Source organism: Entomohabitans teleogrylli (genome assembly GCF_001484765.1).
In the GTDB taxonomy this organism is placed as follows: Bacteria; Pseudomonadota; Gammaproteobacteria; order Enterobacterales; family Enterobacteriaceae; genus Entomohabitans; species Entomohabitans teleogrylli.
In genome coordinates, this window is sequence record NZ_LLXO01000025.1 from 62,290 (window position 1) to 75,423 (window position 13,134).

Genomic DNA, 13,134 nt, shown 5'->3' on the forward strand with positions numbered 1-13,134 from the left:
GCTGTATGAAGCGCTCGGGCGCGGGACTCTGGAGTCTCCTGACGCTGGCGAGTCTGCCGTGGACGGTCGCGGGGCAAGAGTATGACGCCCTGCCGGACGCGCCGCAGGCATTGCCGGTGCAGGAGAGCGCGACGCTATATCTGACGCTGGTGGTCAATGGCCGCCAGGACAATCAGATCGTTCCGGTGCGCTGGCGCGATAGCCACTATCTGGTGGAATCCAGCGCCCTGCGCCGCAACTTTGTGCGTCTGCCGGATACCAGCAGCGGACTGGTGGATCTGAGTACCCTGCCATCGGTAACCGTCACCCTCGACGCCGCCGCCCAGCGGCTTAATCTGACCGTTCCCGACAGTTGGCTGCCCGAGCAGACGCTAGGCGCCGGCGAATCCGGCCAGCGCCCGGCGGCCCTCGGCAGCCCGGGAATGCTGTTTAACTACGATGTTTACGGTCAGGACGCCAGCGGGCAGAGCCGCTATGTCGCCGCCTGGCTGGAGCAGCGCTTGTTCAGCCCTGCAGGATATCTGAGCAATACCGGCACCTGGCGCAACAGCAGCGGCCAGGCCGGCTATGATGACGGCTACCTGCGCTATGACACCTTCTGGCGCTACAGCGATGAAGCCACCATGATCAATCTGCAGGTGGGCGATGTTATCAGCAATGCCCTGACCTGGAGCAATGCGGTGCGCCTCGGCGGCCTGCGCGTAAGCCGGGATTTTCAGATTCGCCCCGATCTGGTCACCTGGCCGATGCTGCAATACTCCGGGGTGGCCGCGGTTCCCGGCTCGGTCGATCTGTTTATTAACGGCTATAAGACCAGCAGCGACAATATTAATGCCGGACCGTTTACCCTGACTAATGTTCCCTATATTAACGGCGCCGGCGAAGCCACGGTGGTGACCACCGACGCCCTGGGACGCCAGGTCTCCACCAGCGTACCGTTCTATGTGGCAAATACCCTGTTGCGCCAGGGGCTGTCCGATTTTGATTTTTCCGCCGGCGCCCTGCGCGAAGATTACGGCATTCGCAGCGCCAGTTACGGCAGCGGCGCGGTAAGCGGTATCTGGCGCTACGGTCTGACTAACAACCTGACGTTCTCCAGCCACGGTGAATTCAGCGACGGTCTGGCGCTGGGCGGCCTGGGCAGCGATATCGCGCTGTGGAACGCCGGTACGCTCAGCGCGGCGACGGCATGGAGCCAGAGCCGCGCTACCGACGCCAGCGACGGCGGCAACGGCTGGCAATACAGCCTCGGCTACAGCTACTATTCAGCGCGGTTTAGCTTTTCTGCCGAACACCTGCAGCGCGACGGCAACTATCAGGATTTGAGTGTATTCAAAAGCCCGGCCCAGCTCAGCCAGCGTAGCGATCAGGTCACCCTGAGCTTCGCTCCCTTCGGCTCGCGCTATGGCACCTTCGGTCTCGGCTATTTTGATATCCAGGCCCGGGACAACACCCGTACCCGGCTTGCCACTCTGTCATGGAGCGTCGGCCTGTGGGGCAACAGCAACCTGTACCTGGCGGTGAATAAGTCCCCCGATGACGGCGGTTATAACGCCCAGCTACAGTTTATCGTTCCATTGAGCGACGGCAGCAGCGTTAGCGCCAGCGTCCAGCGCACCACCGAAGGGGATTACAGCGAACGCCTCAACCTGAGCCGCAGCGCGCCGACTCAGGGCGGTCTGGGCTGGAATCTTGGCTGGTCGGAGGGACAAAATCCGTGGCGCCAGGCGGATATCACCTGGAAAAACCGCTACAGCACGTTGCAGGGCGGGATCTACGGGCCGGAAAATGATCTCACCCGCTGGGGAGAGATCAGCGGTTCGCTGATCTGGATGGACAGTTCACTGTTCAGTACCAATAAAATCAACGATGCCTTTATTGTGGTCAACACCGACGGTTACCCGGACGTCCCGGTACGCTACGAGAACCAACTGATCGGCACCACCGACGACAGCGGCCGGGTACTGATCCCATGGGTCAGCGCCTGGTATGCCGGCAAAGTGTCCATCGATACCCTGAACCTGCCGGTCGATGTCGAAACCCCGAATGTCGAACAGAAAATGGCAATCCGCGAAGGCAGCGGCGCGGTAGCGAATTTCCCGGTACGCCAGGTGCGTTCCGCACGTCTGAGGATTGTCGATAGCCGTAACCAGCCGCTGCCGCCCGGCAGTGAGATTGTCGATAAGACCAGCGGACAGAGCGCGCTGGTGGGTTACGACGGCGATGCCTGGTTGAGCCACCTGAAACAAAGCCTGAATCTGGAAATCCGCGCCCCGGGCTACCCGCTGTGCCGCCACGCCTTCCCGTTACCGGACGGCGACAGCAGCGCTATGGCGCTGAAAACCCTGCGCTGCCCGGCGCCAGCTGATACGGAGAACACATTATGACAGGGATGACTCCCGTCAGGATATTACTGAGCTTGCTGCTTTTGTTCTGGCTGGCCCCGGTACAGGCGGCCTGCTCCGGAACGACAGGCAGCAGCACCCTACCCACCACCGACTCTTTCAGCGTCGCCAGCAGCGCGCAAACCACCCAGATCAGTAGCGGGTTGAAATGCTCCGGGAGCCTGTTAAGTATCAACGGTACCAACACCGTCACCGCCGTCCCGACGATGACCTCCAGCCTGCGTAACACCGTCACCGGCTACGCTATTCCTTATATCCTGTGTAAAGACGCGGCCTGCGGCACATCGGTTACCAGCGGTAACCCCATCACCTGGTCTACCACCACCTTTCTCGATCTGCTGGGCCTACTCACCGCCAATGGCTCCTTCCCTCTGTGGATACGCACGACCCCGGGCGCCAACGTGCCGGCGGGAACCTATACCGACACCATCAACATCACCGGGAGCTATAACATATGTTCTATCGGCGCGGTGGTACTCGGCATTCAGGTGTGTCTGGCCGAGACCGGCTCCATTAACGCGTACAGCATCACAATTTCGATGAATGTCACTAAGTACTGTTACCTCGACAGCGCCACGGATATCGTTTTCGGCAGCGCGCCGCTCCCTTCAGGGTTCACAACCCAGTCCGGCACCCTGAGCATCCGCTGCACCCTCAATACCGCTTATAGCGTCAGTATGGCCAGCAGTACCCCGCTCAGCGGCGCCTGGCGACAGATGGCCGCCACCACCAGCGGCACCACCTCCTATCTGCAATACCAGCTTTACTATAACAACGGCACGCCGTGGACCAGCACCGCCAATCTGAGCGCCACCGGCAGCGGGAACTCGCAGACCGTTATCTATCAGGCGACTGTAAACCCCAGCCAGGCTAACCAGGCGGCGGGCAGTTACAGCGATACGGTGACCGTCACCGTCACTTACTGAGGAAAAAATCATGGTCAGGTATTGCCGGCGCGGTGATTTTTATAACTACACTAATAACATTCGGGTCATAGCGGAGCGGGCCGCGCCTGGTCGCCAGGGGTGGCCTGCCGCCTGAAGAGAAACAAAGACATTCCTGATTTGCCTCATGGAGGCTGGCATAACAAATGAAAAATAGCGGTTTTAAAATTCTTGCGCTGGCGGCGATAGTGGCGGCAATGCCTGGCGCCAGCAGCGCGGCGCAAAGTGACAGCGCCTCCCGGGAGTATAACGTCTGGTATCAGTCCAGCGGCGTGATGTACGACCTCACCCAGACGGCAGACAGCGAGCCGGTGCTGGTGAGCATTTTCGGCATTGGCACCGATGACGCCAATCTGGTGGTCTCACAATCTGTGCCCGGCGATTGTGAAACGCCGGCGGGTAATGCCACCCTGCTTGTGGATGACAAACCGCTCAACACCCACTACACCTGTTTCGAAACCGACAAGCGTAAAAAAGAACATTTCCTGCTCAGCGATTCCCGGGAGGTCAACAGTATCGCCAGAAAACTCTCCCAGGACCGTACCGTGATCATTAACGGCGACATTAAGCTGTGGGCGGCCAATTTTAACCACCCGCGCTATGGGGTGACGCCGAAAATGTAACCACCGCTACGCCGCGCGTTTTGCGGAGGCAAAGTCAATGACAAAGCGGTAGCGCACATCTTTGTCCAGTACCCGCCGGTAAGCGGCCTGAATCTGATCCGGGCGAATCAGTTCCACCTCCGGGCGGATATTGCGGGCAAAGCAGTAATCGACCACCTGCTGGGTTTCAGCGATACCGCCAATCATGGAGCCGGAGAGTTTTTTCCGGCTAAAGGCCAACAGCATACCGCTGAGATCCGGGTTCAGGCTGCCCAGCGCCCCGACGTTCACCAGCGTGCCATCATTTTTCAGGGCATTGAAAAATGGCTGCATGGAGAACCCTTCCGGCACCGTCGCGATAATCAGATCACAGCTATTCGCCTGTCGGCTCATACCCTGGGCATCGGACCACAGTACCGCCTCGCTGGCGCCTAACCGCCGGGCGTCGGCGATTTTTCCCGGCGACGTTGTGAATACCGTCACCTGCGCCTGGTGGGCCAGCGCCAGTTTTACCGCCATATGTCCAAGCCCGCCGAGGCCAACGACGCCAACGCGAAACGCGGGGGTCACCTGCCAGTGGCGCAGCGGCGAAAAGGTGGTGATCCCGGCGCAGAGAATCGGCGCCGTGGAGGCCAGGTCCATCCCGGGTGGAATACGGATAGCAAAACGCTCGGTCACGACAATGCTGTCGGCATAGCCGCCATAGGTCTGGCCGCCGGAAATCTTGTCCGGCGCGCCGTAGGTAAAGGTGGTGCCATTCAGGCAAATCTGCTCCCGATCGGCAAGGCAGTTTTCACACTCGCCGCAGGAATCCACCATACAGCCTACCCCGGCGATATCGCCGGGGCGGAATTTAGTCACCGCGCTGCCAACCGCCACCACCCGCCCGACAATTTCGTGGCCCGGCACAATTGGCAGATCCGGCACCCGCCAGTCGCCGCGCACCGCATGAATATCGGAATGGCAAATGCCGCAGTAAAGAATATCGATATGCACATCCTTTGGCCCCAGCGCCCGACGCTGAATGGTCATTTCCCGGAAAGCGAAATCCGAACTGTGCGCCCCCCATGCCCGGGTCGGCCCCGCAGCGCTACCAGGGACCGCCTGGCTTTCCGGCGCCTGCGCCCGCGCTGCGCCGCTGATAATAAACGGCGCGGAGGCCAGCAGCCCGGCGCTGCCCAGTAAAAATGAGCGGCGTCCCGACGCCATTCGTTGATTGCATTTTTCACACATGCTGATGCTCCTTTCAGATTCGCGTCCACGGGTTGATGATGTCATTTCACGCAATAGCGCAGCGTGGCACTATTTGCCGTCTGGAAATTTCAACTATCGTCTGGTGGATAATTAATGGATCAGATTCAGTAAAATAAATAATTGCAGGTTTCCCATATCATCCACTTATTAACCCGGTAAAAAATAAACAGCAGACAAATTCATTGTCAAGGAGATTTGCCAACAGTCATTTCGTGATGGCGAAAATTCGCATCATTTATTCTATTATCAGATACCGGACAGTACGGTTATTCAGGGAGATAGCGGTAATATCCATGAGAAATGCTAACAAAGCTTATGAGTATTCATCATAAATAACCCTCCAGCATTCAGTGAGCTTTTTTAAACTGATTATTCTTATTTTCAATAACCTGACATGATTGTTATCTGGCGGTCACGCTATTGTCAGAGGTTTTTTTTATTGTCAGAGCTGAATAAAAAATGGATAACCAAAGAGGGACTGATGAAAATTAACATTATGCTGATAGCCTCCGGGATCATTATTCTGTGCATCGCCCTGTCGCTGAGCGACCTCCGACTAACATCAAAAACAATACCTTACCAGAGCAAGGTGCTGATTCCCGGGGAGGAGCAGGAGATCATACGCCTGTAAATCACGCGCTGGCGGCAATGGCCAGACAGTGTTAAACGGGTTATTTATCGCCTAATGTAAATAAATACCCACAGAAAAGGAAAAGTTATGTAAACAGCGGAAATCTGACAATTTCGTTATCTTCAGGTCACTTCGCTGTCAGGTTGGATTGCTATAGTTTGCTCATACAAGACAGCGGTCTGTATCAATACTATCAGTTGTTTTTTTATTAATTAATGTGAGGTGGAAAAATGAAAAAGTTCAGCGCAGCATTTGTCGCAATCAGTGCCTTATTCGCCACTCAGGTCGCCTTCGCCGCCGATGAAATATCCTCCGCGCAGGGTAAAGAGAAAATCGGCGTTGTTAGCGTACAGGGCAAAAATTCCCTGAGCGAAGTGAGTAAAGCGCTGGAGCAAAAAGCAGAAGAGGCTGGCGCAACATCGTTTAAAATTGTCGCTGTCGGCGGCAATAATAAGCAATTCGGCGTTGCGGATATTTACCGTTAATTGCTGAAAGTCCGGTAGTCCTGCTGTTATCCATTGCTAACGTTACGAATGTTATTCTGATTTGATGATGATATTGGCCGGGCCTGGTGACCCGGCTTTTTTTATCCTGTCAATCGGCCCGGCAGCCCCCCTTCACCGCTGCCCCGACTCTCCCCGTCCCCCGCCTTTCTCTGCCGCAGGATAAGGTTAAAGCCTGACCCCGTCAGGCAATCCCCTGTCCCGATACCGACTGCGCCAGTTGGCTACCGTCGGCCAGGGCCTCCGCCTGCTGCGACTCATGCCCGGCCGGCGCAATGCGCAGGGTGAAGCCAAAGGTATTAATACCGGCCTCGCTGCGGGCAAAGGCTTTCCCACCGTGCATCAGCGCCACCGCATTGACGATCGCCAGCCCCAGCCCGTGGTGCATATGACTGCCGTTACGCGCCGCGTCCACCCGATAAAAACGCTCAAACAACCGCTCAAGATGCCGTTCTTCAATGGCATCGCCAACGTTGGAAACCGCAATCTGCGTCAGGTAACCATTGTGGGATAAGGTCACCCGCACCGCGCTCCCCGTGGGCGCATAGCGCGCGCCGTTTTCCAGCAGATTCGCGAGCGCCCGGTGAAACAGGCGTTTATCCACCCGCGCCCGCACATCGCCGACAATATCCAGCGACAGGGATTTATCCAGTAATGATGGTTCAATGTAATCATAGGTTTTGAGCGCTTCCTCGCGCAGCGACACCTCACTGAGCTCCGTCGCGCTCTGGCCAGCCATGGCATGCGACAGAAACAGCATATCGTTGACGATCGACGTCATGCGCTCCAGCTCTTCGAGGTTGGATTCCAGCAGTTCCTCCAGCTCCGGCGCGATTCGCTGCCGGGAGAGCGCCAGTTGAGTCTGGCCGATCAGGTTGGTCAGGGGGGTGCGCAGTTCATGAGCGACGTCGGCATTAAAACTTTCCAGCTGTTTCCAGGCTATTTCCTGGCGCTCCAGGGCGCCATTAAACGCCACCGCCAGCGAATAGAGCTCGCTGGGCAGCGTGTTGGTCTCCAGACGCTGACTGGGCTCCCCCGGCGCCAGGCCGTGGGCCTGCTCGCTGAGATGCCTGGCCGGCCGCAGGCCATAGCGGGAAATAAAATAGCTCAGCAAAATAACAAAACTCAGCCCCGCCACAGAGCTAAAGATCAGCGAACTGGTGAATTCAGCCAGCGTGGAGTAATAAGGCCGGGAGTTGAGGGCGACAATGAATTTCACCTCCGGGCGATCCCCCAGCGGTTTCAGGGTTTGCACCAGCATATAGAGAGGACAGGGATCGTCGACATTAGGGATGGTTGAAAACCCTTCCGGCAGTTGATCGTAGTTCAGCGCCGCCACCGGCAGCGAGCCGACGCGGTACTGTTGATCCTTGCTGAGAATCAGGTAACTCACTTTATCGCGCTCATTACTGCTCAGCGTTGCCAGCTTTTGCTCCACGTGGGACCAGTTTTCCACCGATCCCTGGTATTCAATATACGGCGCCATCAGCGAATTACGGATCACCAGTTCGTTATGCATCATCCCTTCCAGCGATGAAAGCAGTGAACTGCGCAGAAACAGGGCGAAGGTGGCGACAGTGCCAATCATTAATAGCGCGAACATCAGCGTCAGGCGCCCGGAGATAGAGATTCTCATAATGTCACCGGATTCGTTTCCCGCTCGGCGCGGGTTTCCAGCACGTAGCCCATGCCACGCACCGTGTGCAGCAATTTCATTTCATAGGGAGTATCGATCTTATTGCGTAGACGCTTAATCGCCACTTCCACCACGTTGGCATCGCTGTCAAAGTTCATATCCCAGACCTCTTCGGCGATCATCATCTTCGACAGAATCTCCCCCTGATGCCTGGCCAGCAGACTGAGCAGCGAAAACTCTTTGGCCGTGAGATCGATGCGGTTGCCTGCCCGGAAGACTTTACGGGCGATCAGATCGATTTGCAGATCGGCGATACACAAGTGGGTCGGCGCGCTGGCATCGCTCATTCTGCGGCGCAACAGCGCCTGAATGCGCGCCACCAGTTCAATCAGCGAAAACGGCTTTGCCAGGTAATCATCGGCCCCGGAACGCAGTCCGCGTACCCGCTCATCGACCGAACCGCGGGCAGATAACATCAGTACCGGCGTCTGCTTGACGGCCCGCAGCCCTTCCAGCACGCCATAACCGTCCATCCCGGGCAGCATCACGTCGAGAATAATGGCGTCGTAATCGTTCTGCAGCGCCAGCCACAGCCCCTCGTTGCCGTTTGCCGCGACGTCAACCGAGTAACTCTGTTCCGCCAGCGCCTTACGCAGGTAGAAAGAGGTTTTCTCTTCATCTTCAATCAGTAACAGCCGCATGCTTTATCTCGCTCCGGATCGCCGCTCATGGCATCAGTTTACACGCTCTGGCATGTCTTCAGACTGACTGCTGGCTGACAAAATTGTCAGTAAATGTCGAATTTACCATCATCGCCCACAAAACCCGGCTAACCAGAAATCAGGCGCCCTGCGCCGACTGCACTTTTTTTGCGCTCAGTCACTATTCAATACTACTAGTATGGTAGATAATCAGACGCAATCAACGGCTGACAGTTAAGGTGTAATGATGCAAATGACAATGCGCTGGTTTGGACCAGACGAAGATAAAGTACCGCTGGAACATATTCGCCAGGTACCAGGGGTTGAAGGCGTGGTGGGCGCGCTGTATGACGTCCCGGTTGGCGAAACCTGGCCGGAAGAGAAAATCGCCGCGCTGGTCGGCCAGGCCCATCAGGCAGGCCTGAAAATGGAAGTTATTGAAAGCGTTAATATTCATGACGATATTAAAATCGGCCTCCCGAGCCGCGATCGCTATATCGCCAACTACCAGCAGACTATCCGCAACCTGGCGAAATATGGCGTCCGGGTCATTTGCTACAACTTCATGCCGGTTTTCGACTGGATGAAAACCGATATGCAATATGTACTCCCGGACGGCTCTCTGTCCATGGCCTTCGAAAAACAAGGTATTGATAAGAGCCTGGAGGAGGTAGTCAGGGAGGTTCTCGACAGTTCCAACGGTTTCGCCCTGCCGGGCTGGGAGCCGGAACGGCTGGCCAAAGTCCAGGAGCTGTTCGCCAAATACCAGGGCGTGGATGACCAAAAACTGCGTGCCAACCTGGTCTACTTTCTGCAGGCGGTGATTCCGGTCTGTGAAGAGGTCGGGGTGAAAATGGCGATCCACCCTGACGATCCGCCATACTCTATCTTTGGTCTGCCGCGGATTGTCAAAAACCGCGACGATCTGGACTGGATCTGCCGGGCCGTGGATTCAGAGGCGAACGGGATCACCCTGTGTACCGGCTCGATTGCCGAAGATCCGGCCAATGACGTGTGCCAGATCCTGGCGGAGTTTACGCGCCGCAAGCGTATCCACTTCGCCCACGTGCGCAATATCAAGCTGATAAAAGACAAAGACTTCTATGAGTGCGCACACCCGTCGCGCTACGGCTCGCTGGACATGTATCAAGTGATGAAGGCCCTGCATGACAACGGTTTTGAGGGCTATATCCGCCCGGACCACGGTCGCTTTATCTGGGGAGAAACCGGTCGCCCCGGCTACGGGCTTTACGATCGGGCGCTGGGGGCCACCTATCTGCTCGGCCTGTGGGAAGCGCTGGAAAACCGGGCGCAATAATCCGCTTACCGGTTTACCGGTATCACACCCGCTGAGTCCGGGTGTGATACCGCGCCTGCTCTGTTATGCGCGCAGCAGCGGCAGGATCTGTTTTTCCGTCAGGGGCGCCAGTAAAATGTCCGCCCGGCTGTCGGGATCCAGCCACACCACCTCTTCAATTTCCGCCGCCGGCGTGACCTGAAACGTACCGCTCACCGTAAACATCTCCGCCACCAGCTGATGCTGCGGCTCATTGGCGGCAATATCGATAAAACGCCCCAGCGAACGCAGCGCCTGCGGATCGACACAGATCGACAGCTCTTCGCGCAGCTCGCGCACCAGCGCGCCCTGCGGCGATTCCCCGACATCAATTTTACCGCCGGGCTGCATGAAATACCGGGTATTGCGTTTTCTCACCAGCAGGCAGCGCCCGGCATCATCGCGAATCACCGCCGCCGCAATATGAATTTGCCGATCAGCCGCCATGACGCGCCACTCCGGCAGAAGTCCACTTCTGCTCCGGCGCCTGATAGCGTCGGAAAAACGCAATCGCCTCGTCGATGGTGTCGCAAAACGGGATCATATCGGCGTAGCGCTGATGCAAAAATCCTTCGGCCACCATACGCCGAATCATCTCTCTCAACGGCTCATAGTAGCCATTCACATTAAGAAACGCGCACGGCTTATGGTGCAGGCCCAGTTGCGCCCAGGTCCACTGTTCGAAGATCTCTTCCAGCGTGCCGGCGCCGCCGGGCAGGGCAATAAAGGCATCCGCCAGTTCGCCCATGCGGGTTTTGCGCTCGTGCATATCTTTCACGACCAGCAGTTCGGTCAGACCGTCGTGGGCGATTTCACGCTCCACCAGCGAACCGGGCATCACGCCAGTGACCCTGCCGCCATGGGCCATCGCCGAGCCGGCAACGGCGCCCATCAGTCCGACTTTACCGCCGCCGTAGACGATACTCAGTCCCGCTTCCGCCAGCGCCTTCCCCACTTCCCGGGCCGCCGCCATATAAACCGGAAGCTGCCCGCCTGAAGAACCACAAAACACGCCAACTGCCGTCATGCAATAACTCCTGTCAATGCTTAGCATACGATTCATGTAGCTGTACATCATATACAAAACCGCGTACCAGCAGGAGTAGCGATACCGGAATTTCGGCGCAATCAGAGACTTTCGCGGCGCCAGCCAGCAGTGAACGTGCCCGGCGTCGGGAGCCGACCAATCGTCGCCGGCCCTGAGCGTCAGACATTAATCCCAGTTCGGTGCCAGCCCATCCGGATCCACCAGACGCTGATGGCTATCCAGCGCCGCAATTGCCTGCATATCGTCTGCGTCGAGATGGAGATTCGCCGCCAGCAGGTTACTGGCCAGGTTCTCTCTTTTTGTGGAGGACGGGATCACCGAATACCCTTGCGCCATCGCCCAGCACAGAATCACCTGCGCCGGGGTGGCGGCGTGTTTTTGCGCAATCCACTGTATCTGCGCATCCTGTAGCGCCTTGCCATAGGCCAGCGTCATGTACGAGGTAATGTGGATACCATGGGCGCGCGCCCAGTCCACCACCCGGCGATTTTGCAAATAAGGAGAGAGTTCAATCTGGTTGGTGGCGATATTATCCGCCCCCACGGCGGCAATCGCCTGCTCCATCAGCGGAATAGTAAAGTTAGAGATACCGATCTCTCTGGTCAGTCCCTGGTTTTTGGCTTCCAGTAAGGCCTGCATTGATTCCTCAACGGATACCGCATTGCCGGGGGATGGCCAGTGAATCAGCGTCAGGTCGACATAGTCAGTGCGCAGTTTTTGCAGGCTTTGCTTCAGACTGGGGATCAGCTTTTCTTTGCTGAGATTTTCGGTCCAGATTTTCGTGGTGATGTACAGCTCGCTGCGCGCCACGCCGCTTTCGGCGATCGCCTGGCCGATATCGGCCTCATTGTCATAGATTTGTGCGCTATCAATGGCGCGATAATTCAGCGCCAGCGCCATTTTAACGGATGAGATGACCTGTTCGCCCTTCAGGCGGAAAGTGCCCAGACCAAATGCGGGGATTGCCATGTTATTGACCTCTTGATGACGAGTATCGCAATAGATGGCCGGCATTATTTCGGGGAATCGCCGTCCGGAAAAGGGCCAAATCGGCAAAGGTTTTTTGCGCTGGCGACAATAATCAACCGCCGGCGCCCCACCAGCAGGAGCCATACTGCGCCGCGTTACACAGCGACTTACTGCATCTGTTTATGCTGTTGAGCCAGGTAGTTACGCAGCCAGGCGCCCGCCGCCCCGGGGGGACGCCGCTTGTTCCACAACAAATCAATATCCACCGCCCTCGGCCAGCCGGCGATATCCAGTTGTTGCAGGGACTTTGCCGCCGCGAACTCCTCCACCAGCGCGCAGGGCAGGATGCACCAGCCCAGCCCCTGAACCGCCATACTGAGCAGCAATAAGTAATTGGGAGCGGACCACACCGGCCCTCTGGCGGGGGTAGGGTCAGTTTCCAGATAGGTACTCAGCTTCAGTTCACGCCAGGTGCGCAGCTGCTCCCACGCCACATCGCGGCGGGCGGCCAGAGCATGGTGACTGGCGACATAAATGCCCATCTGAGTCTGAACCGGCAGGCGCATAGCGCCAATATTGGCGGGATAAACCTCGCGGGCTTCAATAAGCCCCACCTGGGCCCGCTCCTTTTGCAGCAGATCGACAACATCCTCATCCTCGCCGATCAGACATTCAAATTCGGTATGCGGGAATTGGCTGTCGAATTGCGCCATCAGATCTTCAAGGATATCCGGGTGCAGCGTGTCCGACAGCACAAATGTCAGGCGCGCTTCGGTGGTTCCGCTAAGCGAAATCGCCAGTTCATCCAGCCGCTCGCTGGCGGCCAGTATCGCTTCAACGTAGCTGAGCACCCGTTTCCCTTCTTCGGTTAACACCGGCTGGCGCGATGAACGATCGAACAGGGTGATGCCAAGATCCGCCTCCAGATGAGCGATGGCGGTACTGATCGTCGACTGGCTTTTACGCAGGCGACGCGCGGCGGCGGAGAAAGAGCCGCAGGCCACGGTTTCAACAAATGCGGTCAACGCTTCAGGAGAGTAGCGCATAAACTATCTATTTTATCGATGGATTCTATTTTTTAAATATCATAATTATCGATAAAAAT

At 57.1% G+C, this 13,134-nt stretch carries 13 protein-coding genes; 6 read left to right on the forward strand and 7 right to left on the reverse strand.

Features of this window, described 5'->3' with window-relative positions; genetic code table 11:
- Window positions 1-5 precede the first annotated feature (5 nt).
- From AQ981_RS21280 to AQ981_RS21290, 3 genes are all read left to right on the forward strand, one after another.
- A complete protein-coding gene (locus AQ981_RS21280; RefSeq protein WP_082683241.1) occupies window positions 6-2,387 on the forward strand; it encodes a fimbria/pilus outer membrane usher protein in 2,382 nt (793 codons plus the stop codon).
- Window positions 2,384-3,331, forward strand: a complete 948-nt coding sequence (locus AQ981_RS21285; protein WP_249226363.1) for a Csu type fimbrial protein — start codon at window positions 2,384-2,386, stop codon at window positions 3,329-3,331. Before AQ981_RS21280 ends, AQ981_RS21285 begins: the two co-directional genes overlap by 4 nt.
- A gap of 164 nt (window positions 3,332-3,495) precedes the next feature.
- On the forward strand, window positions 3,496-3,972 hold the full coding sequence (locus AQ981_RS21290; protein ID WP_058913771.1) for a hypothetical protein: 477 nt from the start codon (window positions 3,496-3,498) through the stop codon (window positions 3,970-3,972).
- A 6-nt stretch (window positions 3,973-3,978) separates the two neighbouring features.
- Here the strand turns inward: AQ981_RS21290 and AQ981_RS21295 are convergent, their stop codons facing one another.
- Window positions 3,979-4,983 carry an NAD(P)-dependent alcohol dehydrogenase gene (locus AQ981_RS21295; RefSeq protein WP_058913798.1) on the reverse strand — a complete coding sequence of 335 codons (1,005 nt, stop codon included), beginning with the start codon at window positions 4,981-4,983 and terminating at the stop codon, window positions 3,979-3,981.
- Between the two features lie 703 nt (window positions 4,984-5,686).
- On the opposite strand from AQ981_RS21295, the gene AQ981_RS27745 reads away from it, so the two are divergent.
- Window positions 5,687-5,836, forward strand: coding sequence for a hypothetical protein (locus AQ981_RS27745; protein WP_154675965.1), 150 nt, complete (start codon window positions 5,687-5,689; stop codon window positions 5,834-5,836).
- 230 nt (window positions 5,837-6,066) lie between these two features.
- Window positions 6,067-6,321: a YdgH/BhsA/McbA family protein gene (locus tag AQ981_RS21300; protein ID WP_058913772.1), complete on the forward strand. Its 255-nt coding sequence runs from the start codon at window positions 6,067-6,069 to the stop codon at window positions 6,319-6,321.
- Window positions 6,322-6,523: 202 nt separating this feature from the next.
- On the opposite strand, the gene AQ981_RS21305 is transcribed toward AQ981_RS21300, so the two are convergent.
- Window positions 6,524-7,978 carry a heavy metal sensor histidine kinase gene (locus AQ981_RS21305; RefSeq protein WP_058913773.1) on the reverse strand — a complete coding sequence of 485 codons (1,455 nt, stop codon included), beginning with the start codon at window positions 7,976-7,978 and terminating at the stop codon, window positions 6,524-6,526.
- Entirely contained in the window at window positions 7,972-8,676 is a 705-nt protein-coding gene (locus AQ981_RS21310) for a heavy metal response regulator transcription factor (protein WP_058913774.1), read from the reverse strand. Before AQ981_RS21310 ends, AQ981_RS21305 begins: the two co-directional genes overlap by 7 nt.
- A 247-nt stretch (window positions 8,677-8,923) precedes the next feature.
- Here AQ981_RS21310 and uxuA point away from each other — a divergent pair, with 247 nt between their 5' ends.
- Window positions 8,924-9,994, forward strand: a complete 1,071-nt coding sequence (gene uxuA / locus AQ981_RS21315) for a mannonate dehydratase (protein WP_058913775.1) — start codon at window positions 8,924-8,926, stop codon at window positions 9,992-9,994.
- A gap of 63 nt (window positions 9,995-10,057) precedes the next feature.
- On the opposite strand, the gene AQ981_RS21320 is transcribed toward uxuA, so the two are convergent.
- From AQ981_RS21320 to AQ981_RS21335, 4 genes are all read right to left on the reverse strand, one after another.
- Complete coding sequence (locus AQ981_RS21320; protein ID WP_058913776.1) at window positions 10,058-10,459, reverse strand: NUDIX hydrolase; 402 nt, start codon at window positions 10,457-10,459, stop codon at window positions 10,058-10,060.
- Window positions 10,449-11,039, reverse strand: coding sequence for an LOG family protein (locus AQ981_RS21325; RefSeq protein ID WP_058913777.1), 591 nt, complete (start codon window positions 11,037-11,039; stop codon window positions 10,449-10,451). Before AQ981_RS21325 ends, AQ981_RS21320 begins: the two co-directional genes overlap by 11 nt.
- Before the next feature lie 186 nt (window positions 11,040-11,225).
- Window positions 11,226-12,029, reverse strand: a complete 804-nt coding sequence (gene dkgB / locus AQ981_RS21330) for a 2,5-didehydrogluconate reductase DkgB (RefSeq protein ID WP_058913778.1) — start codon at window positions 12,027-12,029, stop codon at window positions 11,226-11,228.
- A 167-nt stretch (window positions 12,030-12,196) separates the two neighbouring features.
- Window positions 12,197-13,075: a LysR family transcriptional regulator gene (locus tag AQ981_RS21335; RefSeq protein WP_058913779.1), complete on the reverse strand. Its 879-nt coding sequence runs from the start codon at window positions 13,073-13,075 to the stop codon at window positions 12,197-12,199.
- Between the last annotated feature and the right edge of the window lie 59 nt (window positions 13,076-13,134).

Excerpts from the sequence above, each read along its gene's own strand:
- AQ981_RS21325 (WP_058913777.1), bottom strand. The coding sequence starts at position 11,039 with ATGACGGCAGTTGGCGTGTTTTGTGGTTCTTCAGGCGGGCAGCTTCCG.
- AQ981_RS21335 (WP_058913779.1), bottom strand. The coding sequence starts at position 13,075 with ATGCGCTACTCTCCTGAAGCGTTGACCGCATTTGTTGAAACCGTGGCC.
- AQ981_RS21280 (WP_082683241.1), top strand. The coding sequence starts at position 6 with ATGAAGCGCTCGGGCGCGGGACTCTGGAGTCTCCTGACGCTGGCGAGT.
- dkgB (WP_058913778.1), bottom strand. The coding sequence starts at position 12,029 with ATGGCAATCCCCGCATTTGGTCTGGGCACTTTCCGCCTGAAGGGCGAA.
- AQ981_RS21285 (WP_249226363.1), top strand. The coding sequence starts at position 2,384 with ATGACAGGGATGACTCCCGTCAGGATATTACTGAGCTTGCTGCTTTTG.
- AQ981_RS21300 (WP_058913772.1), top strand. The coding sequence starts at position 6,067 with ATGAAAAAGTTCAGCGCAGCATTTGTCGCAATCAGTGCCTTATTCGCC.
- AQ981_RS27745 (WP_154675965.1), top strand. The coding sequence starts at position 5,687 with ATGAAAATTAACATTATGCTGATAGCCTCCGGGATCATTATTCTGTGC.
- AQ981_RS21290 (WP_058913771.1), top strand. The coding sequence starts at position 3,496 with ATGAAAAATAGCGGTTTTAAAATTCTTGCGCTGGCGGCGATAGTGGCG.
- AQ981_RS21310 (WP_058913774.1), bottom strand. The coding sequence starts at position 8,676 with ATGCGGCTGTTACTGATTGAAGATGAAGAGAAAACCTCTTTCTACCTG.
- AQ981_RS21320 (WP_058913776.1), bottom strand. The coding sequence starts at position 10,459 with ATGGCGGCTGATCGGCAAATTCATATTGCGGCGGCGGTGATTCGCGAT.
- uxuA (WP_058913775.1), top strand. The coding sequence starts at position 8,924 with ATGCAAATGACAATGCGCTGGTTTGGACCAGACGAAGATAAAGTACCG.
- AQ981_RS21295 (WP_058913798.1), bottom strand. The coding sequence starts at position 4,983 with ATGACCATTCAGCGTCGGGCGCTGGGGCCAAAGGATGTGCATATCGAT.